The sequence below is a fragment of the Bradyrhizobium sp. 164 genome, from assembly GCF_023073715.1.
Taxonomy (GTDB): Bacteria; Pseudomonadota; Alphaproteobacteria; order Rhizobiales; family Xanthobacteraceae; genus Bradyrhizobium.
Window position 1 is genome coordinate 19,070 of the sequence record NZ_JADPKA010000019.1, and the last position, 25,794, is coordinate 44,863.

General features: G+C 60.5%; 19 protein-coding genes and 6 pseudogenes. 17 read left to right on the forward strand and 8 right to left on the reverse strand.

The annotated features are described in order from the left end of the window. Positions 1–144: 144 nt before the first annotated feature. Complete coding sequence (locus IVB01_RS35660) at positions 145–354, reverse strand: hypothetical protein (RefSeq protein ID WP_247494358.1); 210 nt, start codon at positions 352–354, stop codon at positions 145–147. A 641-nt stretch (positions 355–995) separates the two neighbouring features. Next, positions 996–2,367 (reverse strand): annotated as a pseudogene (locus IVB01_RS07475) (IS1182 family transposase). A gap of 10 nt (positions 2,368–2,377) precedes the next feature. Between IVB01_RS07475 and IVB01_RS07480 the strand changes: the two are divergent. Beyond that, positions 2,378–2,584, forward strand: a pseudogene (locus tag IVB01_RS07480) (IS110 family transposase); the annotation flags it as partial. A 464-nt stretch (positions 2,585–3,048) separates the two neighbouring features. On the opposite strand, the gene IVB01_RS07485 reads toward IVB01_RS07480, so the two are convergent. Further along, positions 3,049–4,248 carry an MBL fold metallo-hydrolase gene (locus tag IVB01_RS07485; protein ID WP_247494342.1) on the reverse strand — a complete coding sequence of 400 codons (1,200 nt, stop codon included), beginning with the start codon at positions 4,246–4,248 and terminating at the stop codon, positions 3,049–3,051. A gap of 256 nt (positions 4,249–4,504) precedes the next feature. Here IVB01_RS07485 and IVB01_RS07490 point away from each other — a divergent pair, with 256 nt between their 5' ends. Next, positions 4,505–4,654 (forward strand): hypothetical protein, encoded by a 150-nt coding sequence (locus tag IVB01_RS07490; RefSeq protein ID WP_247494343.1) that lies wholly within the window; start codon positions 4,505–4,507, stop codon positions 4,652–4,654. A 9-nt stretch (positions 4,655–4,663) separates the two neighbouring features. Here the strand turns inward: IVB01_RS07490 and IVB01_RS07495 are convergent, their stop codons facing one another. After that, positions 4,664–5,002, reverse strand: coding sequence for a hypothetical protein (locus IVB01_RS07495; RefSeq protein ID WP_247494359.1), 339 nt, complete (start codon positions 5,000–5,002; stop codon positions 4,664–4,666). Positions 5,003–5,543: 541 nt separating this feature from the next. On the opposite strand from IVB01_RS07495, the gene IVB01_RS07500 reads away from it, so the two are divergent. Both IVB01_RS07500 and IVB01_RS07505 read left to right on the forward strand, forming a co-directional pair. Continuing rightward, positions 5,544–6,896 carry a carbohydrate porin gene (locus IVB01_RS07500; RefSeq protein WP_247494344.1) on the forward strand — a complete coding sequence of 451 codons (1,353 nt, stop codon included), beginning with the start codon at positions 5,544–5,546 and terminating at the stop codon, positions 6,894–6,896. Positions 6,897–7,314: 418 nt separating this feature from the next. After that, positions 7,315–7,671 (forward strand): PRC-barrel domain-containing protein, encoded by a 357-nt coding sequence (locus IVB01_RS07505; protein WP_247494345.1) that lies wholly within the window; start codon positions 7,315–7,317, stop codon positions 7,669–7,671. Between the two features lie 351 nt (positions 7,672–8,022). Here IVB01_RS07505 and IVB01_RS07510 read toward each other — a convergent pair. Beyond that, positions 8,023–8,788: pseudogene (locus IVB01_RS07510) on the reverse strand (IS5 family transposase). Positions 8,789–9,271: 483 nt separating this feature from the next. Between IVB01_RS07510 and IVB01_RS07515 the strand changes: the two are divergent. The 3 genes and pseudogenes from IVB01_RS07515 to IVB01_RS35665 all read left to right on the forward strand — a co-directional run. Continuing rightward, entirely contained in the window at positions 9,272–9,931 is a 660-nt protein-coding gene (locus IVB01_RS07515; protein WP_247494346.1) for a response regulator transcription factor, read from the forward strand. Positions 9,932–10,211: 280 nt separating this feature from the next. After that, positions 10,212–10,768: pseudogene (locus tag IVB01_RS07520) on the forward strand (DDE-type integrase/transposase/recombinase); the annotation flags it as partial. Beyond that, positions 10,768–10,923, forward strand: a pseudogene (locus IVB01_RS35665) (leucine zipper domain-containing protein); the annotation flags it as partial. The pseudogenes IVB01_RS07520 and IVB01_RS35665, both read left to right, overlap by 1 nt. Positions 10,924–11,649: 726 nt before the next feature. On the opposite strand, the gene IVB01_RS35670 reads toward IVB01_RS35665, so the two are convergent. After that, positions 11,650–12,846, reverse strand: coding sequence for an ATP-binding protein (locus IVB01_RS35670; protein WP_346659332.1), 1,197 nt, complete (start codon positions 12,844–12,846; stop codon positions 11,650–11,652). Beyond that, positions 12,843–13,506 (reverse strand): annotated as a pseudogene (locus IVB01_RS07535) (response regulator transcription factor). Before IVB01_RS07535 ends, IVB01_RS35670 begins: the two are co-directional and overlap by 4 nt. A 278-nt stretch (positions 13,507–13,784) precedes the next feature. On the opposite strand from IVB01_RS07535, the gene IVB01_RS07540 reads away from it, so the two are divergent. From IVB01_RS07540 to IVB01_RS07550, 3 genes are all read left to right on the forward strand, one after another. Next, positions 13,785–14,567 carry a hypothetical protein gene (locus IVB01_RS07540; RefSeq protein ID WP_247494347.1) on the forward strand — a complete coding sequence of 261 codons (783 nt, stop codon included), beginning with the start codon at positions 13,785–13,787 and terminating at the stop codon, positions 14,565–14,567. A gap of 178 nt (positions 14,568–14,745) precedes the next feature. Continuing rightward, positions 14,746–15,039: a hypothetical protein gene (locus IVB01_RS07545; protein ID WP_247494361.1), complete on the forward strand. Its 294-nt coding sequence runs from the start codon at positions 14,746–14,748 to the stop codon at positions 15,037–15,039. Between the two features lie 92 nt (positions 15,040–15,131). Then, complete coding sequence (locus IVB01_RS07550) at positions 15,132–15,905, forward strand: hypothetical protein (RefSeq protein WP_247494348.1); 774 nt, start codon at positions 15,132–15,134, stop codon at positions 15,903–15,905. A gap of 117 nt (positions 15,906–16,022) precedes the next feature. Here IVB01_RS07550 and IVB01_RS07555 read toward each other — a convergent pair whose 3' ends face one another. After that, positions 16,023–16,946: a LysR substrate-binding domain-containing protein gene (locus IVB01_RS07555; RefSeq protein ID WP_247494349.1), complete on the reverse strand. Its 924-nt coding sequence runs from the start codon at positions 16,944–16,946 to the stop codon at positions 16,023–16,025. 209 nt (positions 16,947–17,155) lie between these two features. Between IVB01_RS07555 and IVB01_RS07560 the strand changes: the two genes are divergently transcribed. The 7 genes from IVB01_RS07560 to IVB01_RS07590 all read left to right on the forward strand — a co-directional run bounded on the left by IVB01_RS07560 (position 17,156) and on the right by IVB01_RS07590 (position 25,620). After that, positions 17,156–20,341: an efflux RND transporter permease subunit gene (locus IVB01_RS07560; protein WP_247494350.1), complete on the forward strand. Its 3,186-nt coding sequence runs from the start codon at positions 17,156–17,158 to the stop codon at positions 20,339–20,341. Between the two features lie 16 nt (positions 20,342–20,357). After that, positions 20,358–21,551: an efflux RND transporter periplasmic adaptor subunit gene (locus tag IVB01_RS07565; protein WP_247494351.1), complete on the forward strand. Its 1,194-nt coding sequence runs from the start codon at positions 20,358–20,360 to the stop codon at positions 21,549–21,551. 10 nt (positions 21,552–21,561) lie between these two features. Beyond that, the gene (locus tag IVB01_RS07570) at positions 21,562–22,713 is read left to right on the forward strand and encodes an OpgC domain-containing protein (RefSeq protein WP_247494352.1); all 1,152 of its coding nucleotides are present in this window, start codon (positions 21,562–21,564) and stop codon (positions 22,711–22,713) included. After that, positions 22,710–23,462 carry a TMEM165/GDT1 family protein gene (locus IVB01_RS07575; protein WP_247494353.1) on the forward strand — a complete coding sequence of 251 codons (753 nt, stop codon included), beginning with the start codon at positions 22,710–22,712 and terminating at the stop codon, positions 23,460–23,462. Before IVB01_RS07570 ends, IVB01_RS07575 begins: the two co-directional genes overlap by 4 nt. Then, a complete protein-coding gene (locus IVB01_RS07580; protein ID WP_247494354.1) occupies positions 23,459–23,659 on the forward strand; it encodes a hypothetical protein in 201 nt (66 codons plus the stop codon). Before IVB01_RS07575 ends, IVB01_RS07580 begins: the two co-directional genes overlap by 4 nt. Positions 23,660–24,169: 510 nt before the next feature. After that, complete coding sequence (locus IVB01_RS07585) at positions 24,170–24,475, forward strand: hypothetical protein (RefSeq protein WP_247494355.1); 306 nt, start codon at positions 24,170–24,172, stop codon at positions 24,473–24,475. A gap of 908 nt (positions 24,476–25,383) precedes the next feature. Next, entirely contained in the window at positions 25,384–25,620 is a 237-nt protein-coding gene (locus IVB01_RS07590; RefSeq protein ID WP_247494356.1) for a PilZ domain-containing protein, read from the forward strand. Positions 25,621–25,794 lie beyond the last annotated feature (174 nt).

Here is a 25,794-nt window from a genome sequence, read left to right on the forward strand (position 1 = left end):
CGTTCAGCGGGCGCAGCCCCCTACAATGAAACCTAAGTGAAGGCTGCGACTTTAAGAGGCGTGCGACCCGGTTGAGCGCGAGGATGGAGGCTTGGCTGGCTGTGACGCTGTAGAGATTGCAGGTGGAGATCACCGGCCGCCGACCTACTCGACCTCGATCATTCGCTCCTTGGCGGCCCGCAGGCTGCGGAGATAGTAGCCTTGTGCCCGAACGGCTGACTTGATTTCGTCGCTGACCTTAAGAACTCTTTTTCTGCTCTTGCGCCACTTATGTGCAGAGTAAAGCACGGGTACGCCAGAGCCCGTACTTAGAACGAGCAAGTCGCGCTTGTCATTGCGATAGACATCAAACACCTTTCGACCCCGCTGCTCATCTTGAACTAAGAATGAAATATGTTTGGTCGTCTCAATGGACGAGCTTAGTATCTCGAACGGCTGTGCGGGTTGTAAATCTGCAACGCCCGCGACTTTTGCGTCATGGCGTTCCGGATTTGGAACGAACTGATGCAAGCTCGGATATCGCCAAATTGGGCGCGCTAGGCAGTTAATTCAGCGATGCCGTGAACGGCACGAGACAGGAGGATCGCTTGTACCCGTCCCGTGCGGATCGGACATGCCAGGAGCTCGAACAGCAACGATCAGCCGGATGTGATTCTAAGGAAGGTAGAACGAAATACTCACGGAGCCAATTCAGGAGACTGACGAATTCTGGAAAATGGCGTGCCCGACCGCCATCAGTTTCAAGACTCCGATCCGAAAGACCTGCTTCTGCTGTTGCACGCCAGCCATCAGCGGGCATGCCAATGCCGCTCCGCTCACCAACGTCTTGAAATCGCGCCGTCTCATACCCGTCCCCCGAATGGGTACGGAAGATACACATTGCTCCGATTCAATTGAGCAAGCCGGCCCGCCAACCGCGGAGGTCGGGATGGGTCTTGGCCGTGTAAAAACACCCTTCCCAATGAAGTCGATGGGAAGCGAGGACCGGTTCGGTCTCAGGCCGCGATTGCAGCCATCAGCGGCTTGGTCCCGACGATGTTCATGACCCGTGTTAGATTATAGGCAAGGACCGAGAGAGCCATCTCGGCGGCTACTTTTGGAAGCGTTTTGGTGAGGAAGTGTGTCGCTCCCATGCGGGCCTTCATCGTGCCGAACGGATGCTCGACCGTCTCGCGACGCTGGCGCATGGCTTGTGGGTTTGCATCAAGGCGCTGCTGCACGGCTTCGAGCAGATACTCATGCTCCCATCGCGGGATACGCCGCTCTGGGCCTGTCGTGCACTGCGATTTGAGCGAACAATCTTGACAGGTAGCCGCTTGCCGTCCTCTTCGCTCGTAAAGCGATATGGCAGTTGTTCCCCGGCCGGACAGCGATAGGCGTCCTCTTCTGGCAAATAGACAAAGTCCTGCCTGCCGAAGCGACCATGTGACTTGGCACCCGACGTCTGCGGCTTTGGCAGAGTCACCGTGACGCCGGCCTCGTGGCACGCGAGGATCTCCAGGCTGCTGAAGTAGCCGCAATCGGCAACGGCCTCGAGCGTCTCGGTCTTGAGAATAACCTTGGCCTGCTTAGCCATATTGGCCAGTTGGTCCCGATCCGAGCCGCTGTTCGTGACCTCATGCGTCGCAATCAGATGATGCTCGGTATCCACGGCGACCTGCACGTTGTAGCCGACGACGCCGGAACCACGCCCGCTCGTCGCCATCGAACGGCTGTCGGGATCGGTCAGTGAGATTTGGTGGTCAGACGAAGCAAGCATCTGCTTCTCGTAAACGGCAAGCTTGCCCATTTTCTCCTTCGGCTTCGTCAGTTTCTCGGTAAGCCTCGTTACCTTCGCGGCTAGTGCCTCCGTCGGCTCCTGCCGGTCGGCCGTGTCAAGTTGGCTCAGATAGCGCGCGACGCTCTCCTCCAGCTGGGCCCGCCGCCGCTCCACCTTCGCCCGCGTGAAGTTCTTGTCGCGATTGTTCACGGCCTTAAACTTGCTGCCATCGATGGCAACGCCCGCCGTCGCCAGCAAGCCCATCTCGCGGCAGAGTTCGACGAAGCGCGCACATACCTTGCGCAGCGCCAGGCCATTGTCTTTGCGGAAGTCCGCGATCGTCTTGTGATCAGGTGCGAGCCGACCCAGCAACCACATGACCTCGACATTGCGCCCGGCCTCTCGTTCGAGCCGCCGGCTCGACTGAACCCGGTTCCGATAGCCGTAAATGTAAAGCTTGAGGAGAACCGAGGGGTGGTACGATGGCCGACCAGTCGCCGCCGGCTCCACCAGCTCATCTCAGCCAAATCGAGCGCATCGACAAACGCGTCGATCACGCGAACAGGGTTGCTATCGTCAATGAAATCATCGAGGCATTCGGGCAACAACGTCGACTGTCTCTACGAAGCAGCCAACGTACTTCTCACTCGCGTAGCAAAATGGTCAGCGCTCAAAGCCTGGGGCATTCGGCTCGCGAAACGAAGCGGGCTGCGGAAGGCCAAGGTTGCAGTTGCCCGAAAACTTGCTGTCATTCTCCACCGGATGTGGGTTGATGGCACCGACTTCAAATGGTCATCAAAGGAGACTGCCGGCCAAACAGCATAAGACTATCGAAATCCCGCCGACCTACGGCGGGAGCTGATGTCCCTGCCGGGACGCTGGCGTTGGTGCGATCGCCCCTGGCTTTGCGATGCTCAAAAAAGCAAGCGCGCTTCACACATTGATCCGCCAACGTCATCCTACGCCATCATGCGGAGGGCATGCCCCTACCGCGGAGAGAACCATGGACCCGGCAAGGATGTGAGGAGAGTCTTGACCGCAGGCCCGGAATTAGAGAACAGCCAGGGTCATTCGCGTAGGTTTGACCGGATTACGGCGACTTCCGGTCTACCCCTGGCGGTGAACGGACATTCTCCGGACAGTCGGGCAAGTCTCAAAGGGGCCACTTGCCGCCTGGAGAACCGGGCGACGTCGCCTGTGGTCAAACTCAAAAGTCTGAGTGCGCAACTGGGAAGTCCGCTTTGCCCTCAACTACGGGCATCGGTCAGCTAGACCTATCAGGTCCGATCTCACGGCTCGAAAACCAATCGCGTTCCCGTGTACGCGCGTAAGAGCTTTGTCGGCATCGCAGCACGCGCGGCTTCGTAAAATGGCTCCCCGGTACAATGCAGCGGAATCACGTAAGTCGGATCGATTTCCTGGAGTGCCTTGACCGTATCTCGAATGTAGTCCTCTTGATAGGGCGCCAGATGAAAGCCGCCGATCACCGCATGAATCTTTGCCACGCCCGAGGCGGCTTGAGCTTCCTTGATCGCGTTGACTACGCCGCGATGGCTGCATGAAGTTAGGACGACAAGCCCCCGTCCTTTTAGATTGAACGCCGTCGCGATCTCGTGCTGAAACTGATCCGGTACGACGGGCGCAGTACGTTCCGCCTCGCTGAGGCGCTCGGGATAACAGCCGATGCCGCGGTCGAAACCAATGGTCATTGCGCTCGGTGACAGCACCTTCTCGAAGGTCTTCTGACTGATCTGCCCCGTGGCCACGGCGTGATCCGCAACCAGGGCAGGTCTGGCTGCGACGGTTACGGCGAGGTCCGCCTCCTCGAGTGCTTTGCGGTCGATGACGCCAAAGCTGCCCCGCACCGGGGGTGCAGTCCACTCGCGCGCGCAGAAACATCCTTCGCCGCCGACAAACAACGGAAGTTTGGGCTTTAGCTTGCCGCTATGCGCCTGCAAGAAACCGACGAGACCGCCAAAGTGGTCCTGGTGCCCGTGGCTGAGCACAAGTGCGTCGATGGCCGCCGGGTCAATACCAAGCAAGCTCGTGTTGTTGAGAAGGGCTTCCGGCGTGAAACCGAAATCAACTAGGACGTTGCGCGTCTCGTTGCCGCGTCGCGACTCGACATGCGTCGCAAGGCCGAATTCGCTGACCAACGTTCTGCGGGGCGGTTTGTCGCTGAGACCCCAGCCAAAGTGCTGGACGTCAAGGTTGGGTAGCTTCCTGCTCGGTGCGACAGCGAACTGATAGCTGTCGATCACTATCCGAACAGCTATGCGGTCGAGTTCAGGCAATGGTCCGGCGACGGCCTCGGCCCGGACCGACTTCGAGCCAGCGAGGAGCGTAGCAAGTATCACGCTTAAGACACTGGCGCCTCCGCTGCAGACAAATTCTCGCCGTCCAATCTCGTCGCAGAAAAACTGCCGTCGAGGCCCCTGGGGGCCTGCTTCTGACAGCACGATTGAGGTCGAGGTATAATCGATAGCCATTTGCTACCTCCCGTTCTGCCAACATCGAGGCCATAAACAGAAGGCGCGGGACCGCAGGAGCGTTTCGTTCCGAAGGTCGGGCGTCTCACGTCAAATATGATCATCTCAACTTACGCTAGGTCAAGAGAACTACCGGCCTGAGCTGCGACTTCGCGATATAGCAAAGTTACTGTCCTTCCCAACGGGTGGCTTCGAGGGGCGGCGCCCATGTCCGGTCAGGGTCAACCGCGTCGGTCGAGGGCTAAGGACCCTAATAATGGACGCAGAGGCAAGAACGCTAGTTGGCGCGGCCCGCTCAAATACGGTCAGCCAAGAGTTCAAGACCGTCGCGATCTTCTGCGGCCTGGGGCTGCTGCTCTCACTCGTCGCTGTCATCAGCTTCGACTTGAATTTCGGAGCTTTCTGACGGCCGCCGCTACGCGGAGTGGGAAGCGTCCGCCCGCGCCCGTTCACGCACCTTGCGCCGACGCTCGCGGCGTTCACGACGCCGGCTCGCCCGCTCGGGCGGTTGCGACAGCGGCGCGTCTAGCGTCGGTACCGTCTCTATCGCCTGGTCGGCGGCCGGCGGGGCCCCCATGAATTCCAGCACCGTCCGCCCCTTGACGGTGATCCTCCAGCCGCCACTTTCGCGGGCGACGAGACCTTGCGAAAGGATGTCGAGGTCCGGCACGCGCGCGCCCAGCCGCTTGGTGCGGTCGGCCCAGTCTCGACCACTGGCCGCCAGGATCGCCATGTCGCGCTTGAGGTCGGCCATCACGGCAAATCCATCCGGGTAGCTCACCAGGATCTTCAGCACCGTGACTGAAAATTCACCCCCGCCCCCCTCGTCCGCACGTCACATGGTCCGCGCTTGCGCGAGAGCTTAGCGCCTGACCTCCTCGAGACCTTCGAGCGATACGCTCCGCGGGTCGCGGCTTCCAGAATCTTCGCAGGCGACGTGAGCGCGCGCCCCGATCTCGCGGTGCGAAACGCTCTCGCAGACTTCCTCGAGGACCGCGCGCAAAAGCGCGGTAGTGGCTGTATCGAACATGAGATGCCCCAAGCGGAAAAGCCCGAGCGCAGCTTTTTCAATTTGGGCTTTCAGGAATACATTGCGAGAGGTCAGCCCATCTGACTTGTTTCCAGTGCTAGGGTGCGCCCGGCGACGGGCAGCGCGGTGCCTTGAGAGAGGTCGTCGAATGATGGACTTGGGGCCTAAGATCAGGCAAGTCCCTGAGGCACTTCCAGTATGAGGAGTTCCCGTGTCGCGGCCAAGGAAGGCATACCGGCAAGCGGCTCTTTCGATATCTGTCGTCTTGATTCTTGCAGCCAATGCCATGGCGCAGGAGGACAAGAAGACTGACGAGGACAAGCCCGCCGACCCCGACACGGGAGAGAGCACGGTGGAGGAGAAGACGCTCGGTCTTCTGCCCAATCCTTTACAGAAATACGGCGTGAAGTTCGCGGCGACCTATATCGGCGAGGTGCTCGGCAATGCTTCCGGAGGATTGAAGCAGGGCGCGATCTACGAAGGCCGCCTGAACCTCGCCGTCGACGTCGATCTTCAGAAGCTCGTCGGGATCGACAAGCTCACCTTCCATGCCAACATGTTCCAGATCCATGGCGACGGGCTGTCGCGCAGCAATCTGCAGAACTTCTTCGTCGTCAGCGGAATCGAAGCTCTGCCGTCGACGCGGCTGTACGAAGCCTATTTCGAGAAGCAGTGGGGCGCGAAACAGGTCTCGCTAAAATTTGGGCAGCTCGCCGCCGACAGTGAATTCTTCAACACCAAGTACACCGATGTGCTCACCAACGCCTCGATGGGTTGGCCGGCCATCACGTCGCTCGACTTGCCGAGCGGCGGACCGTCGCCGCCCTTGGCCGCGATCGGCGCCCGACTGCTCGTCAACGTGACCGACCAGCTTTCCCTGCTTGGCGGAATCTTCGATGGCGACCAGGCCGGTCCCGGTCCGGGCGATCCGCAGGAGCGCAACCGCTACGGCGTCAACTTCCGCGTTAACGATCCGCCCCTCCTGCTCGGGCAGATCCAGTACGCCTGGAACAACAAGAAGGGCGATCCGAACCTGACGGGCCAGATCAAGTTCGGGGGCTGGCGGCACTTCGGCTCCTTTGCGGACCAGCGGCTCGCCTCTAACGGCGTCTCGCTCGCCGCTCCCGCCAGCAGCGGCGAGCCACTGCCGTTGTCGGGCGATATCGGCGGATGGGCAGTGTTCGAACAGCAGATCTATCGCGTGCCTCACAACGACGATCGCGGGATCGGCGTGTTCACTCGCGTTGCGGGCGCGCCCGCCGACCGCAACCTGATCGATCTCTACGCGGATGCCGGCATCGAATTCATCGGTCTGCGCGACGACCGTCCGGACGACAAGTTCGGGATCGCAGCGGGGTACGCCCACGTCTCGAAACGAGCGCAGGCGCTGGATGCGGATTATCGGACGCTGGTGAATCCGAATTGGCCCGTGCGACGCTTCGAAGGATTGCTGACCGCCGTCTATCAGTATCAGGTCAAGGACGGCTGGACGGTGCAGCCCAATTTCCAATACATCGTCCACCCGGGCGGCGGCGCCACGCTACCGGCGGGGCCGCTCGCCGGAAGGGCCCTCAGGAACGCGTCGGTGTTCGGTCTCAGAACCACTCTCAAGTTCTAAGTCAATGTTCCCCATGAACGTCGTGGCGGCGATGTGCAGCCGCGCGGGAATGTTCACTTTTGACCGGACGGCGCTTGAGCGTTGGCCTTGCCCGGATCCGGCTAGTTCGCCTCGTGATGGCCGATTATGCAGCCAGCCGCTGCGCCCACTTTGCCATGGCCGGCCATGTGGCCGGCGACGCCACCGATGGCTCCCTCAATGCATCCTTTTGCCTCCCCGGCGCCTGCGGAGACGAGCGCAACGGCGACACAGGCAATGGCGAGTATGGATTTCATAATACATCTGCGACTTTCGATCCCGAGGTTCACTCGCCATACTGACCGTCCGTTCCTCGCCTTCGTGTCGCTAGAAAAATCGAAGGAACGAGCATCCGGCACCCTCCGTTATCTCACATCGATGTTGCAAAACGGAGGAGACGATGGAAACGGACAGGCGTGAAACAGGAACGCTGATCGGCAGCGATAAGGTCGAGGGCACCGCGGTGTACAGCGCCGACAATCAGAAGATCGGCTCGATCGAGCGCGTGATGATCGACAAGGTCAGCGGCCAAGTGTCGTATGCGGTTCTCGGCTTCGGTGGCTTCCTGGGAATCGGCGACGATCATTACCCGCTGCCATGGCAATCCTTGAAATACGACACGGCGCTCGGCGGCTACCGAACCAATCTCACAGCAGATAGGCTGCAGGGAGCGCCGAAATACGGCAACGACAACGACTGGAATTGGGAGGACCCGGGACGGGCGAGAGCGGTGAACGATTACTATTCCGGGTTCTAACCAACCGGGCCGAGGCCACCCTCCAGCATAAGCGCTCTTCTGAGGCGCGCGCACGCAAAGTTGTAGTAGGGGCAAGGCGAACGCGATGCGAGAGTAGAGTTGAAATTCGTACCGAGCAATATCACGAGCTGTTGCGGTTGCGGGGCTCCGGACTTCTAGGCACTCTGGGGCCCGCTTCTGGGCTACCGGCGGCCGCGCGAGCTTTCCGTCCATCGCCGTACCACGGGATCTTGGAGCGGATCATTTCCGTCGCAGTTCGCGTAGATATACCGTCGCGCGTCTGCCCGGCCTCGTCGGATGCGCTTTATTTTGTCTTGCCGCACCAGCGTCATGTCCTTGCCGCCGGCTAGTCTAGGACGTAGACTCACTACCGCGTAGCCAATGCGGACGCAGACGAGTTTGAGGGCAGCGAGGTAGTTTTCTGCCAGCTTGTCATATCGAGTTGCGATGCGACGGAAGTGCTTGGCCTTGTTGAAGAAGCGTTCGACGAGGTTGCGTGCCTTGTAGAGGAAGGGGTTGAAGCACATCGGGTCCTTGCGGTTGGCCTTGGGCGGGATGTTGGCCCATGCCTTTCGCTCGGTGACGACAGTGCGCAAGATAGTGGCATCATAGCCCTTGTCTGCGAGCAGCATGGCACCCTCGGGCAAATCCGTGATCAAGTCCGCTGCGGAAGCGACGTCACTCATCTGACCTGCCGTGAGCATCAGCTTGATCGGCCTGCCTTTCGCGTCGACAAGAGCATGGATTTTGGTTGTCAGCCCGCCTCGGGATCGATCGAGACAATGATCTCGATCCCCCTTTTTGCCGTCGCACCCTGCTGATGGACGCGAACAATGGAGGTGTCGATCATCTGCACCTCACCGTCATGGGCTTTGGTAATGTTGGCCATGAGGCGACCCCACACACATGCTTTCCGCCATCGAACAAAGCGATTGTAGCAGATTGTGCGTGGGCCGTATCGCTCAGGCAGATCGCGCAATGGCGCACCCGATCGCAGCACCCAGAAGATGCCGTTCAGCATCCGCCGATCATCGACGCGCGGCACCCCTCGCGGCTTATTGGGCAACAGTGGCTCGATCACGCGCCATTCGAAGTCGGTCAGGTCATATCGGCTCATGCTGAACCTGAATCATCAACGGCAACCACGTCGTCGCCAACCAAGGTGACCTGCAGTACGACGCGAGCCACAAGCAGAGTGACTCAGGAGGCATTGAACAACGCATCCAAGCACTCGGGGAGCACTCAGCAAACCGTAATGCTCCGATGCGAAGACGGGATGCTGCGGCTCTCGGTGCGCGACTACGGATGCGGCCTTTCCATTGCGACGCGGGCCAGGCCGCATTCGGGTCTCGGAATGCTGGGAATGGCCTCTAGAGTGAGAGCGCTCGGAGGCACCTTTTCGGTACTCTCCAGTCCGGAACGAGGTACCGAAATTCTGTGTGAGCTCTTCGTTAACGGTTCCCAGGCGGAACTGCCGCGGGCGCGATTGCTTCGTTAATGTACCGAAAGTGATTGAATTTGTATCCTCATGATGCCTATCATTCGATCATTCTGGAATGCCAATTTCATCGCTGTGAGTTTTGCATTGTGAGTGTCGCATATGGAAATTTTGAGTGAGCAAGCCACGATTGCCATCATCGACGATCACCCGATCTACCGCCAAGGACTGACCGCCGTATTCCGGGCTGAACCCCGCTTCAAGGTCGTAGCCGAAGGTGTCTCGTCCGCAGACGCTCTGGACATAGCGAAGGCACATCGCCCGAACATCATGATTCTCGATCTCGGGATTCCCGGCGACAGCCTGGAGACGCTCAAGCAGTTGTGCTTGGAATTCCCCGAAACGCACTGCGTGATACTTACCGCCTGCGACGATCCGCAGACTGGCATCGCCGCCCTGAACGCGGGCGCCCACGGCTACATCCTGAAGGGGGTCAGCGCGAGCGAATTGAAGGCCGCGATCTGGGCCGTCTTCAAGAACGAGTCCTCGTTCGTCTCGCCGGAGTTTGCGGCGCGGCTGCTTTCGGCGGTTCAGCACAAGGAGGTGGGGTCGATCGACCTGGGTCTCAGCCATCGCGAACTGCAGATCATCGCGGAGGTCGAGAACGGCGCCACCAACAGGATGGTCGCCGAGAAACTCAAGATCAGCGAAAAGACCGTCAAGCACTACATGAGTAGCATCATGCACACGTGCGGCGCCACGAACCGCGTGTCCGCGGTCATGGCATATCAGAGGATGCGCCAGTCCGGCCAACACGCCTGAAAGGGTAGCGCCGCCTGATTCAAGCTTGTCCAGCGAAGCCATGGGCTCTGGCCTTGGCCTCCTCTTTGCGCTTCGGGAAGCTCTCTAAATGCCATGAGCGGCCGGAGTGATGAGGCGGCTTCATTCCTCGCGTATGTCGATCGGTTTCGACGCCTCCGGCCGCGAGGTCTGAACCGAAGAAGCTGAGGCTGCGAAGCTTCAGTGTTCCAAGGAGAGGCCAGATGAACGTCCACAAGAATGCGCCTTTGACGCCCAAAGGTCGTGCACAGTCATCGAGACATTGCGACGGCAGCGCCACACCGGCAAGCAGATCGCAGCCGAGGTCGAGGTGTCACCGGCCACCGTCAGCCGCGTCCTTCGCCGTTTGGGATTAACCGGATAGGCGACCTGGAGCCGGCCGAGCCGGAGCGCCGCTACGAGCGCGAGACCCCAGGCGAGATGCTCCACATCGACATCAAAAAGCTTGGGCGGTTCGAGCGTGTCGGCCACCGCATCACCGGCGATCCGAGTGGCCCGAACAAGAGCCGTGGCGCTGATTGGGATTTCGTCCACGTCCGCATTGACGACCATTCCCGCGTGGCCTTCTCCGAGATCATGCCCGACGAGACGGCGGACAGCGCTGTTCCCTTTCTCAAGGCGGCTGTGGCTTATTACAAGAGCCTCGGCGTCACCGTAACGCGCGTCATGACCGACAATGGCAGTTGCTACCAGTCCTTCTTCCGCGACGCTTGCCGGCACCTGGGCATCAAGCACATCCGCACCAAGCCTTACACGCCCAGAACAAACGGCAAGGCCGAGCGCTTCATCCAGACCGCGCTTCAGGCCTGGTCCGAAGCGTGGTCGAGGGCGGGCTGAGCAAAGCCGACGCCGCTTTCCAGTTCAACACGACGCCGAAGACCGTCGCCAAATGGGTCAAGCGGTTCCTCGCAGAAGGTGTGGAGGGGTTGCGTGATCGCTCCTCCAGGCCCCATTCATCGCCGAGCCAAACCCCGCCAGCCACGGCTCGGTTTGACCAAGGACAACCTCTTGAGGCACCACACTCCAGGTGCGTGCTCCCTGCCATTTGGGGCCAAGGGGCTGAGGCAAGAAAACGAGACCTTTCGAACAAAATACAACATAGCTTGAAGTGGAAGTTCGCGATAGCGGCGGCGATCGGTGGTCTCACTCAATCTCGGACCTACGTCGCGGAAAGGACGAGGCCAAATCGACGAATTGCGGAGCGCGCACAACCAGACATGTCGCGGACATGCCAAAACCGACGCGAACGACCTCAGACCTCAGTACGGCCCGAGCGTTCAATCTCTGTCGCTGATAACCCTTTGGGGGCGAGAAGAACTTCGCCGGCTAACGCGCGACCAGAGTTACTATCAAGAGACTAAGCGTTAGCCCGATAGACGACATCATAAATACGGGCACAAAAGTCTCGAAGCCGATCTCGGAATTTCCAACCACTGCTTCGTGCCGAAGAACTCGGTCCACGCTTGTCTGCATCATCATTGCGATTCTCCCGTCTCATGACGTCGTTGGATTTGGCGTCATCCGAAAAGCGACGAAGATTCCTTAACTGGAACGACTTAGCTGCGACATAGAGAGGGGAGCTTCCTAGGCATCACTTCCACACATGGCCGGGAGGCGGACGGTTGCTCGAAGACCTTTCGGGGGGTGGTCGGAAATATTCTCCAGCACAACTATCCCCCCGAGGCGGTCAACGATGCGTTTTACGATCGAGAGGCCCAATCCGGTACCATCTCAGCCGGTCGGCTGCCGCGGAAGAACGGCTCGAATATCCGATCGATGTCGCCGGACGGGATGCCCGGTCCGGTATCTTCGATCTTCACCACCGCTTCGTTGCCCTCGCGATAGATCCCGATATCGACGCGTCCGCCTTGCGGCGTGAAGCGTACGGCATTGTCGAGCAGGTTCCGTATCATCGTTGCGATCATCACGGGCTCACCCTTGGTCGCGATCGATTCAATCAACTGGAAACCGAGATCTATTCCCTTGCGCGACGCGTCTGGCACCAGATCCGCCACCAATTCCTTCACGTTGCGGTCTAGCGGCACCACGGTGGCTTCACCGTTCGGGCCGGCCTCATGTCGCGCCAGCACGAGCAACTGCTCAAGAAGATGCTTGGTGCGGCGCATCCCCTCCTTGAGCGCGCCGAGGCGTTCGCGCGCTTGCTCCGGAAGATCGGCCGGATCGAGATTCTCGGCCTGCAAGCCAAGCGCGGTGATGGGCGTCCGCAGTTCATGCGCAGCATCGGCGATGAAACGTCGCTGCTGATCCAGCATCAATTTCATTCGCTCCAATAGCCGATTGATCGATGCGATGAACGGATGAAGTTCGCTTGGCGTGTCCGCCAGCAGAAGCGGGGTCGTGTCATCCGCACGTCTTAAGTCGAGATCACCGGCCAATCGGACCATTGGCCGCAGCGATCCCGCGACGACCAACGCCGCGACCAGCAGGAGGCAGGGAATCAGCGCAGCGATCGGGAGCAGCGTGCGAAGCGCCATGCTGCTCGCTATGTCATCTCTGACGTCGGTCAGCTGTGTCACGGCAAACCGGCTTCCGTCAGGCCGGGTCCGCAATAGCACCCGCGCCGACTGACCGGTGCGCGACGCCACGTGTAGTCCGTCCTGGAGGCTCCAGAGTCGCCGCTCCTCGGCCGAGCCATGCGGCGCCGTCCCGAGTTCCGTGACATCAACCTCCGCGTCCGCATCAACGCCGCGCAGCGACTGATCGCTCTTGAGGCCGCCGTTCTGCATCAGGCTTCCAATCTGGACCAGGACCGAATCCTGCATCTCGATCGCCTCGTCGAACGCCCAGAGGTAGGTAAATACGCCACCTAGACAGCCCGCCAAAAGGATGACCGCGGTCAAGCCGACGAAAAGACGAGCGCGCAGGGACTTTGTCATAACGAGCGGTCCACCATCCAGCCGACGCCGCGCACATTGCGGATCACTGTGGCGCCAAGTTTCTTGCGGATGGTATGGATCAGGAATTCGATCGCATTGCTCTCGACTTCTTCGTTCCAGCCGTAGATTTGCCGTTCCAACTCGCTGCGCGACAGGATCGTGCCCGGCCGCGCCAACAGCGCCGTAAAGCAGCGCGAACTCGCGGGCGGTAAGCAGCGATGCTTCGCCGTGGAACCAAGCTTCCCGCGTCGCAGGGTCCAAATGAAGCGTGCCATTGCTGAGCAGCGCCGGTGAACCACTGCCTTCGCGGCGAAGCACTGCGCGCATGCGCGCCAGCAATTCTCGAATCTCGAACGGCTTTACCAGATAGTCATCCGCGCCGAGATCGAGGCCATTGATGCGGTCGTCAACGCCGTCCCGCGCGGTCACAATGATAACTGGGAGTTTACGGCCAGACGAGCGAAGCTGGCGCAGCACTTCGCGGCCACCCGCCAGTGGAAGCCCAAGATCGAGCAGTGCGACCTCGTAGGCCTCATTCTCCGCGGCGTGGATGGCGGTCTCACCATCCTCCACCCAATCCACCGCATAGGCCGCATCCCTAAGCGCCTGCTCGACGGCCGCGCCGACCATCCTGTCGTCCTCGATAAGCAAAACCCTCATTTCGATGCCTCTGTTCCGATGCCCAGTTAGTCCCTCATGGGACGTTGCACCCCGGGATACCGTCCTTCTCGTCACGCACGGCCAAATGCTCCGGCTTGAAACCGGTATCGTTCTCTCCATCCCAACTTAGCGGAGACTTAGAGTGGTCCTCGTCAATAGCATTGCGGGGTCAACACGCGCGTCCACTCCGCCAAAATCTCCTCCTAAGCCGCTCCTAAGTTCGCGTCGTCATCGTGCCGCATCGGCTTCGAACACGCATTCCTTCGAGGAGAGACCACGTGCCCGCCACGGTGAACCCCCGTCTGCCACTGTTGCTCAATAAGGTCCCCGAAGTGACAGCGATCTTCTGGGTAATCAAGATCCTGTCGACCACGGTCGGTGAGACCGGCGCCGATTATCTCGCCGTGCATGTCGGCCTTGGGGCAAGCGCGACGACCGTGATCATGGTTGGTTTCCTCGTCGCGGCGCTGGCCTTGCAGCTTCGCGCGCGAAGTTACGTTCCCTGGATCTATTGGCTGACGGTGGTTCTCGTCAGCGTCGTCGGCACGCAGATCACCGACCTGCTCACCGACAAGCTTGAAATCAGCCTCTATCTCAGCACGGCAGTCTTCGCAGCCACTTTGGCCGCGACTTCCGCGATCTGGTACGGCGTCGAGCAGACGCTTTCAATTCACACCATCGTCACCAGGCGGCGCGAGCTATTCTACTGGGGGGCGATCCTCTTCACATTTGCACTGGGGACAGCGGCCGGGGATCTGGCGACCGAAGCCCTCGGCCTCGGCTTCCAGCTCGGCGTCGTCGCATTTGGCGCGCTGATCGCGGTCATCGCGCTCACTTATTATCTCGGAGCCAACCCAGTTCTCACCTTCTGGCTGGGCTACGTCCTCACGCGTCCGCTGGGCGCTTCGCTCGGTGACCTGCTTTCGCAGTCCAGAACATACGGCGGCCTCGGCCTCGGCACCATCTACACCAGCATTGGGTTTCTCACCGTCATCGTCGCACTCGTCGCCTGGGTGAGCTTTGAAGGCGAGCGAACCGGCAAGACCGATCCGGTGCGGTGATTCCAATCTCATTGTCCATTAGAAACCCACGCAACCGCGTGCAGGCAAGACCAAGAGGAGAACACGCATGAACAAGACAATTCTGGCGCTGGCCGTCGGCCTTCTGACGGTGTCGACAAGCGAGCCGAACTTGCACCCCAACGGGCACATTTCGTTCGTACCGCTTGCCGAAGCGGCAATGTCATCGAAGCTCGGCGACCTGACGCCGTTCCGCACCATCGTCGTCGACGTCTCGGCGCTGCTCGACAAGGGCGACCTCGCGGAAGCCAAGACGCGGATCAAAGATCTCGAGACCCAATGGGATGAGGCGGAGGCCGCCTTGAAGCCGCGCGCCGCCGCCGACTGGCACACCGTCGACAAGGCCATCGACCGTGCGCTCGAAGCACTACGCGCCAGCACCCCCGACGCCACTAAATGCAAGCAAGCCGTTGCTGAGTTACTGTCCATCATGGATTCAGTCGGGAAATCCTGACGCTCGGCCGCGTTGCATTTTGACACGTATCGAACATGGCCGACGGCGGCGCCACGCGCCCACCGTCGACATCCAGCGGAAGCGGAAGAAGCATGGATCAATACTACAAAAGCGCAGTCGACACTGAGCGAGCGAGCAAGGTTCCAGAAGTCACCCTGGGATTTTGGATCATCAAAATACTCGCGACGACGCTCGGCGAGACCGGCGGCGACGCCGTGACGATGTCGATGAATCTCGGCTATTTGGCTGGAACGGCGATCTTTGCGGCGATCTTCGCCGCCGGTGTCACCGCACAGATGAGCGCGAAGCGATTTCACCCGCTGCTTTACTGGGTGGTGATCGTCGCGACCACCACCGTCGGCACCACGCTCGCCGATTTCGTCGATCGCTCGCTTGGCATCGGCTATCTCGGCGGCTCCTCACTCCTGGCCGCGCTGCTTGTCGCTTCGCTTGCGCTCTGGCATCGAACGATGGGAACGGTTTCGACCGCATCGATCAACTCGAAGTCGGCCGAGACCTTCTACTGGGTGACGATCATGTTCTCGCAGACTTTAGGCACCGCGCTCAGCGACTGGATGGCCGATTCGACCGGGCTTGGCTATGCCGGCGGCGCGCTGGTGTTTGCCGCCGGACTCGCAGTCGTAACCGGGGCCTACCTCTGGACCAACATTTCGCGGACCGTCCTGTTCTGGGTCGCGTTCGTGCTCACCCGACCGCTTGGGGCTACCGTTGGCGACTTCCTCGACAAGCCGCTCGACCATGGCGGGCTGGCACTCAGCCGATACGCCGCGTCGGCCTCGCTGGCGGCCATCATGGTGTTGTTGATCGTGCTCGTGCCGCAGCGCTCGGGGGAACATCCGGCTTGACGACGTGGCGCGCAAAAGCAGACATTCGGCAGAGCGAGGCGGGCATCGCGCCGAACCGGGGCCCACCCATTCTTCGCACGCGCGCTATGGCACCGGGTTTCCGCCGGAACATGTCTATCAACCCCGAAGCTCGCTCGTCACGCTGCTGATGACATCTCGCAGCCAAGCATGTGCCGGCTGGTTATCGAGCCGTCGCAGCCAAATCATTGCAGCTTCGATCGGCTTGGGCGAACGCGACAGCCGACGGAAAACAAGGGGGTGAGACCTTGTCATGTTCCTCGCGACGTTGAGTGGAAGCACCGATACCAGGTCCGATGTCGCCAGAATCTGCGCGGCAGACAGAAATGGCGCACGCATCGCAGGTCTTGGGCCGGGCTTTGATCGTCCAGGCCCGTTCTCGGCAAGATCGGTGCCGAATTGAGCCGACGAGATTTCGAGCTGGGGGAGCGCGGCCAGCTTCTCGGCCGATAGTTCCTGCACCCTTGCGCTCGGATGACCCTTGCGATGTACCACGACGAACTGATCCTGCAGCAATCGCCTCCGCGAGAAGCGTTCGCCCGTCGCGGCGGATGGCCCTATCACCAGATGCAGTTCGCTTCGATCAAGCTGATCGAGAACGTCCAGCGTACCGCTTGGCCGAAAATCCAGCTTCACCGCGGGAGCAATTCGGGCAACATGCGCCGCAATCGGTGCGACCAGAACGATCGCAGCATAATTGTCGACGGCAATGCGGAATGATGCCGTCGCCGTTGACGCATCGAACTGCACCGGTTCAAGCGATTGCTGCAGCCCATCGAGTGCGATTCTGATCGGCGTGGCGAGTTCGTCGGCCCGCGGGGTCGGCACCATTCCGTTAGGACTGCGGATAAAGAGCTCATCTTTCAGCATGTGACGCAATCTCGTCAGGGCATGGCTCATCGCAGGCTGGCTCAGTCCCAGTCGTTGCCCCGCCCGCGTGACGGATCGGTCCCGCATGATGGCGTCGAACACCACCAGTAGATTTAGATCAAGCGCTGCTAACCTGGGCGCTGTCTTGCTCAAGCGACTGGAACTCCAACACAATTCAAAGCGCGCATGTGAAGATGAAGAGAATGCATTGTACGAATGCGAAACTCAACCCTAGATTCGTGATTGTCGATTGGACAATTGCGTTTGGCGAGGCTGAGAAACGGCAGGTGGGCCGGGCACTAAGGCCGCCCCAAGGATCGGGCGCTACAGCGGCGGCACATCGTTTTACACGGGAGAAGCTCATGATTGGAATCGTTCGGCTCGCCTTGCGGCGGCCCTATACGTTCGTCGTCATGGCGGTGCTGATCCTGATTTTTGGTACGGCGTCGGCGCTGCGGACCCCGACCGACATCTTTCCGAACATCAACATTCCCGTCATCAGCGTGGTGTTCAGCTACACCGGCCTGCCCGCCGACGACATGGCCGGCCGCATCGTCACGTTCTACGAGCGCTCGCTGCCCAACAGCGTCAACGATATCGAGCACATCGAATCCCAGTCGATCGTAAACTACGGGATCATCAAGATCTTCTTTCAGCCGACCGTAAACATCAATGCCGCGCTGGCGCAGGTCAACGGCATGTCGCAGACCGTGCTGAAGCAGATGCCGCCCGGCATTACGCCGCCGTTGATCCTGAGCTTCAACGCCTCGAGCGTGCCGATCCTGCAGCTCGCGCTTTCAAGCGACAAGATGTCGGAGACCCAGATTTTCGACTCGGCACTCAATTTCATCCGCCCAGCGCTGGCGCCGGTTCCAGGCGCCGCGTTGCCGCTTCCCTTTGGCGGCAAGGTGCGTCAGGTCCAGGCCGATCTCAATCAGCAGGCGCTGCATCAGTACGGCGTGTCCGCCAACGACGTGATCAACGCGCTTTCGCTGCAGAACCTGATCACGCCGGTGGGAACGCAGAAAATCGGCTCCTACGAATACACCGTCAATTTGAACGACTCGCCGAAAGCGGTGCAGGCTTTCAACGACCTTCCGGTCAAGACCGTCAACGGCACCGTCATCTATATGCGGGACGTCGCCTACGTGCATGATGGCAGTCCGGCGCAGACCAATGCCGTTCACGTCAACGGTGCCAGCGCCGTTCTGCTGACGATTATGAAGTCGGGCGCCAGCTCGACGCTCGACATCATCAACGGCGTCAAGCGCCTGCTGCCGTCGGTGTCGCAGACGTTGCCCGCTAGCCTGAAATTGACGGCCGTGGGCGATCAGTCGGTGTTCGTGACCGATGCCGTATCCAGCGTTGTCAGAGAAGGCGTGATCGCGGCGGCACTGACGGGCGCGATGATCCTGCTGTTCCTCGGCAGTTGGCGCTCGACCTTGATCATCACGCTCTCGATCCCGCTGGCCATCCTGGCGGCGCTGACCGGACTTTCGCTGCTCGGCGAAACCGTCAACGTCATGACCCTCGGCGGCCTGGCGCTCGCGGTCGGTATCCTGGTCGACGACGCCACCGTTACCATCGAGAACATCAACTGGCATCTTGAGCAGGGCAAGGAGATCGAGCCCGCCATTCTCGATGGCGCCCAGCAGATCGTGGTGCCGGCGACCGTCTCGTTGCTTTGCATTTGCATCGCCTTCGTGCCGATGTTCGGTCTTGGCGGCGTCGCCGGTTATCTGTTTCGGCCGCTCGCCGAAGCGGTGATGCTGGCGCTGGCCGCTTCCTACGTCTTGTCACGCACGCTGGTGCCGACGCTGGCAAACTATCTGCTGCGCCATCAACACGGCCACGGCTCGTCCGATGACGCCGGCCGCGCCAAAGCCAGCCGCAACCCGCTCGCGCGCTTCCAGCGCGGTTTTGAGCACATGTTCGAAAACGTTCGAAAGGCCTATCTCGGCCTGCTGCAGCTCTGCCTCGGGAACCGGATCAAGGTGATCGCCGGATTCATGGCTTTCAGCATCCTGTCGTTCGGCCTCGCGCCCTCACTCGGCCAGGACTTCTTCCCGACCGTCGACGGCGGCCAGATCAAGCTGCGTATCCGGGCGCCGACGGGAACGCGGATCGAGGAAACCACCAGCCTGGCCGACCAGATTGGAACGGCCATTCACGGCATCATTCCGGCAGGCGAACTCGGCGGCATCGTGAGCAATATCGGGCTTTCGGTCTCCGGCATCAACATGGCGTACAACAATTCCGGCACCATCGGGGTCGGCGACGCCGACATCCTGATCAGCCTCAAGCCCAACCATGCGCCGACCGACGACCACATCAAGACCATGCGGGAAAAACTGCCGCAGCAGTTTCCGGGCACCAGCTTCGCCTTCCTTCCCGCTGATATCGTCAGCCAGGTGCTGAACTTCGGCGTACCGGCGCCGATCGACCTGCAGGTCGCCGGCAGCGACCTTGCGGCCAATCGCAAATATGCCAATGCGCTGTTGACGAAAATCAGAGCGATCCCGGGAATCGCGGATGCGCGCATCCAGCAGGCGTTTCAGCAGCCGACGCTGGACGTCAATGTCGACCGTTCCCTGACGTCGCTGGTGGGCCTGACCGAAAAAGACGTCGCCACAGCGATGCTGACGACGCTGTCGGGAAGCTCGCAGTCCGCCCCGACCTATTGGCTCAATCCGGCCAACGGCGTGTCCTACGCGGTATCGGTGCAGACGCCGCAGCGCGATATCAACAGCATGACCGGCCTGCAAAACATTCCGGTGACGTCGGCAGCGACCGCCAATACCCAGCTGCTCGGCGGCCTGGCGCAGGTCCAGCGCGCCAACAGCAACGCTGTGGTGTCGCACTACAATGTTGCGCCGGTGATCGACATCTATGCGACGCCACAGGGACGCGATCTCGGCGCGCTGGCGTCGGATATTCGAACCGCCATTCACGACACCGCAAAAGATCTTCCCAAGGGCGCAAGCGTCGCACTGCGTGGCCAGGTGAGCACGATGACAAGCGCCTATCAGCAGCTCTTCGTCGGCCTCGCGGCGGCGATCGTGCTGATCTATTTTCTGATCGTCATCAACTTCCAATCCTGGGTGGACCCATTCGTCATCGTTATGGCGCTGCCGTCCGCACTGGCCGGGATCGTCTGGATGCTGTTCGGCACCGGCACGACGCTTTCGGTTCCCGCGCTGACCGGCGCCATCATGTGCATGGGGGTGGCGACCGCCAACAGCATTCTGGTGATCAGTTTTGCCCGCGAGCGGATGGAAGCTGGCGCGAATGCGTTCGCGGCGGCATTCGAGGCCGGCGGTTCGCGGTTTCGCCCGGTGCTGATGACGGCGCTCGCCATGGTGATCGGCATGCTGCCGATGGCGATCGAGCCCGGACAGAACCAGCCGCTGGGCCGGGCCGTGATCGGCGGGCTGATCTTCGCCACCTGCGCCACGCTGTTTCTGGTGCCGACGATCTTCAGCCTGGTGCACGGCTCGAAGCCCGGCGCGGCAAGTGAGCCAGACGGCGCAACGATACAATGGCATTGAGTGGAGATAAGTGAAAATGCCCTCGGAAGACATCAAAGCGCCAGGCCGGAAAAGCCTTTGCATCGCCGCGGCTGCCGCCGTCCTGGTGGCCGGCATCGTGCTAAGCTACGGCTTCATCGGCCGGGCGCAGAGCAAGCAGGAGGTGGTGGACTGGACCAACACCCATGCCATCCCCACGGTTGCGCTCGCCGGACTGATCCCCGGCAGCTCGCATCAGACGCTGACGTTACCGGGCAACATCCAGCCGTTTAACCGGGCGGCGATCTTCGCGCGCGTCAACGGTTACGTGAAGAGCTGGGACCACGACATCGGATCGCCGGTCAAGGCCGGCCAGGTGCTGGCCACCATCGATGCGCCCGATCTCGATCAGCAGCTCGGCCAGGCCAAGGCAACACTGGCAAGCGTCAAGGCCAATCATCAAATCGCATCGCTGACCGCCAACCGCAATAACATCCTGCTGCAAAAGCAGATCGTAGCGCAACAGCTGGCGGACCAGACCGACGCCGACGCCAAGGCGAAGGAGGCCGTCGTCGACGCCAACGAAGCCAATGTTCGGCAGCTCGAGGCCATGCAGTCGTTCAAGACGCTGGCCGCACCGTTTGACGGCGTCCTAACCGCCCGCAACGTCGAACTCGGCATGCTGATCAACTCGGGCGGCTCCGGCCAGCCGCTGTTCGAGGTGTCGGACCTGCATCGCGTTCGCATCTACGTGCAGGTGCCGCAATCGTTTACGGCCGGGCTGACCGTTGGCATGAAAGCAACGTTCGAAATGCCGCAATATCCCGGTGCGCGATTCGAGGCGACGCTGTCGCATGTCTCCAAGTCGATAAATCAAAATTCGCACAGCATGCAGGTCGAGCTGCAGGCCGACAATGCCGCCGGAAAATTCTTCGGCGGGAGCTATTGCAACGTGCATTTCGAGATTCCGACCGACGCGCATCTGGTCAAGGTGCCGTCGACCGCGCTGATCACCGGCAATCAGGGCACGCAGATCGCGACCCTCGACAGCAACGACAAGGTCGTTTTCAGAAGCGTGCAACTGGGTCGCGATCTCGGCGACAGCGTGGAGGTCCTTGCCGGATTGTCGCCGGCCGAGCGGATCATCAATAACCCGCCGGAGACGCTGGCTGCGGGCGACGCAGTTCGCGTGGCGCAGGCGGCCTCGCAGGCCGCCGCGCCGGCATCGCCGCCGCCATCGTCCAAGCCATGAGGCGCATGTCATGCGGATTCATGCAGCTATCCCCTTCGGCACGCGCGACGTCAGGCTGGATTTGTTTCGCGGGCTGGCGAACTGGGCGATCTTTCTGGACCACATTCCTCATGAAGTGCTGAATTGGACCACGGGCAGGAATTACGGCTTCAGCGATGCCGCCGATCTCTTTGTATTCATCTCGGGCTACACGGCAGCCCTCGCGTTTGGACGAATCATGGTCGAGCGCGGCTATCTGGCCGCAGCGTCGCGCCTGTCAAAGCGCGCTTTCGAACTCTATGCCGCCCACATCGTGGTGGTCGCCGTCTATATCGCGGTGATTGCGTGCGCCTCCCGCGAATTTCTTGATCCAGACGACCTGAACCAGTTCAACGTCGCTATTTTCCTGAACATGCCGTTCCGGGAATCCATCCAGGCGCTGGCATTGCGATACAAACCCGTCAATCTCGACGTGCTTCCGCTTTATATTCTGTTGTTGAGCGTGTTCGCGCCGGCGCTGTGGCTGATGGTTCGCAAGCCGAACTGGATATTGGCTGGCTCGATCGTCATATATTTTGCCGGCAGGCATTTTGGCTGGAATCTGGCCGCTTCTCCGTCGGGCTCCTGGTATTTCAACCCATTCGCCTGGCAACTGCTTTTTGTTCTGGGCGCATGGACAGCCCTCGGCGGCGCCCAGGCCCTGCAGCCGGTCCTCGGAACGGGGGCGGCGTTCCGGCTCGCGATCGGCTACCTTTTATTCGCTTTTGTCGTGACGACGGCCATTCGGTCTCCAGATATCGGCGGCCTTGTTCCGCATTGGATGCTGCAGCCATTCGATCCCAACGATAAGACCAACCTCGCGCCTTACCGTGTCCTTCACTTCATCGCGCTCGCTGTGGTGGTGACCTGGTTCCTGCCTCTGGATTCGCCAATCCTGCAGTGGCGCGCGTTGGCGCCGCTGGCCCAGTGTGGCCGAAAGTCGCTCCAGGTCTTTTGCACTGGCATCGTCCTCTCGTTTTGCGCCCATGCCGCGATCGAACTGAGTCTGAACGCGTTGTGGATTCAGATTGCCGTTGGCGTGATCGGAATATCGCTCATGACAGCAGTCGCCTATTGCGGGACGCGGTCGAAAGAACGGGATCGCGCACTTTCTTCGCGGGTTCGAATTGGAGAGCTCGCATGATTGCCAATTGGGGACTGATCTGGCCGGCCATCATCGCGGCGTTCCTGGCCTCGCTGGTCGAGGCGGTCGAAGCTCTGACGATCGTGCTGGCGGTTGCGACCGTGCGCGGCTGGCGACCGGCCGGACTCGGCGCACTCATTGGTCTTGCGGTACTGGCGCTCATTGTCGTGGCGCTCGGGCCGCTGCTGGATCATGTTCCGCTGCACCTGCTGCAGTTCGTGATCGGGGTCCTGCTCCTGCTGTTCGGCATGCGCTGGCTGCGAAAGGCGATCCTGCGCGCGGCAGGGGTCATCCCGCTCCATGATGAGGCGTTGACGTTCGCGGCCGAGACGGCAGAATTGCGCGAGCAGGCTCGCCGCAACGAGGCGCGGCTCGATTGGCTCGCGGCCATCACGACCTTCAAGGCGGTTCTCCTCGAAGGGCTCGAAGTCGTGTTCATCGTATTTGCAGTGGGTGCCGGTCGCGGAATGGTCCTTCCCGCGAGCGCCGGCGCTATTGCGGCGTGTCTCGGCGTTGCGGTTGTCGGCCTTGCCGTCCATCGGCCGCTGGCGCGGGTTCCGGAAAACACGCTCAAATTCGCCGTCGGCATTATGCTGTCCGCGTTCGGCGTGTTCTGGACCGGTGAGGGGCTCGGCGTGCCTTGGCCCGGCGGCGATTTCGCGATCGTCGGATTTGCGGCGATGTTTCTGGCTGCCAGCGGCGCAGCCGTCGTGCTCGCGCGCCGGCCGAAAACGGGGGCCTTGTCATGATGATTCTGCTGCGGCAACTGGCCGGGCTGTTCGTCGACAACGGGTCGCTCGCGCTCGCGATCCTGGCGGTCGTCAGCCTCGCGGGCATGGCAGCAGTGCTGATGCCTGATACGCCGTTGGCGGCGGGCGCTGTCTTGTTGTTCGGTTGTCTCGCCGCGCTGGTTTCGAGCGCCTGCCGACGTAATCGCGCGCCCTAAGCGCATTCGCGAGGGCAGATGTCTAAAGATACACCGCGGCGGCCCCCAAGACTTTCATCTGCACAATATGCGAATCGATCGTAGGCTCACTAATCGAAAAGTTGCTGCCGAGGCGGCGATGCAGATTTCGCAACTGAGGCCTTCAGGTTCGTCGGCCGCAGCTGGTCTGCGCAGAAGTATCACGGAATTCTACGCGTAGTTGCCGACCCGGACGACAAGCGGGTGCCGGAGGTTGCCCGCGCGTGTCTTGCCCCGATCGGTACCCAGCTGCTCGCCCTCCCAGGAGCAGATTTGGCAGTTCGATCGGATTATCCCACATAGCATTGCCCCTGCGGAGCGCCTGTGAGTATCCTTGAGCATCAGCACGGATCTAGGCGAAGTGCCTGCAGTGTCAACGTCAGTTCTGCTGACGTTTTTTCAGTCCGAGCGATTAGATTTCCCTAGTTCTTGTTTTTCTGAAGATCTAGGTTTCGCAAATTAGACGGCTCGATTCTATTGGGAGACATTGCGATGGCAAAACCCGCCGTTTCGCGTGATGCCTTTCGTGGGCTGTTCGCTTTTTATGCAGCGAAGGCTCATCACGACCGCAAGCACGATGGCGAACATTGTCTATTGAAGTTGTTCGGGTCGACTGAAGACATTCCCGATAGGTTGCTGCAGCAGTGGTCGGAAAGAGCTGAGCTGCTCGGCCCGGAAATTGTCGGTCGCATACTGGAGCCGCACACCAGTCAAATCGCGAATGGCAGCGTGCGTTATGACCATGCCAGCGACTTTCTCCACGTGCTCTTGAGAGACCTCGGGAGAAAAGTGCAGTGACCGATCTCAGTCATTATTACTCACATGACGCTGACCGATGCGAAGGCCAACTTACCATCCCCTCCATGAAAGGCTGCTAACGGAAAGTCGTCAAAGCCTTCGGCTAACCTTTTCAGAGGTTGAATCGATATTGGGAAAGCCTCTACCCACGTCGGCTTACAAATTCACTGGCTGGTGGAGCACACTACAGGGGGCAGGCCCACAAGCGAAAGCGTGGCTGTCTGCAGGCTTTCGTGTCCGCGTATCAATGAAGCACCGCGTTGTCGAGTTCTATCGTTCTGACGTGGACACGAATAAATGTTAAGGGCACCTCCGCTCAGTTCACTGCTTGGTTTGTGGGCCCGAGCGAAGCAAGATCTCGCAGGCAACGGCGTCCGTCGCTTGTTCGCTTTGCTCGCTTGTTTGGCGTAGCAAGCCGCAGCCCTTCAATGCGAATGGTACTTCACGGTTTGCACCGCGCGATCGTGCCACTCATTCACCTACAGCAGCGAGGCAAATTCCAAATGCTGGAAAGCGCGAACGCCGTCGTCGAGGCGGTGTTGGACGATGCGAAGCATTCACGCCGGGCCCGGGCGCCTCGGGAAAGATTCCCACCTGCTCGGAATTGATGCGCTTGATCATGTTTTGTCCTCCGGGCTACGCGGCGAGCGACCGCGTGACGTGCCGGCTTCGATTTGCCGCTGATCGGGCACGGTCGTAGCGCCTAGGTCGGGGCGGTGGCCCGTTCCGGCGGCTTAAAGCCGGACGCCGCGGATGGCACGATTGCACCGACCGATACGGTAAATGGATTGTTCACTGCATCCCCGCATTCGCCTCCGACTTTCCGTAACAACTTTTATCGATCTCTCAGAAGTGCCGCTTAAAGTCGGTGACATTCTCGACTGCTTAGGACGTCAAGGAGTTCGATCATGGAGAACCGAACCAGCCGCCGTCGACGCGTTTTCAAAGCCGCGACGATCGAGTTTCCGGGGGGCGCATTCAGCTGCGTCGTTCGAAATTTGTCCGATATGGGCGCCAACCTGGATATGCCGAACGCATTTGGTATCCCGCACGAGTTTACGCTGATCATTCCGAGTGCGCAGTTCCGATTTCCCTGTCGTGCCGTGTGGCGGTCGGAGCACCGGATTGGCGTCGCATTTTCCTGACCCAGTACTCGTCGCCACGGCAAGGTGCTGATTGTAGTCGCCGTGGCCTAGCCCCGAATGTATCCGTCTGGTGAAGCTTTCAATTACCCACATTTAGCCGAGAGGGCTTAGGGAGCGCACCAACTATTGCATCGCAGGAATCGACCGTGATTCCTTGTCTGGCACCGATTCGCA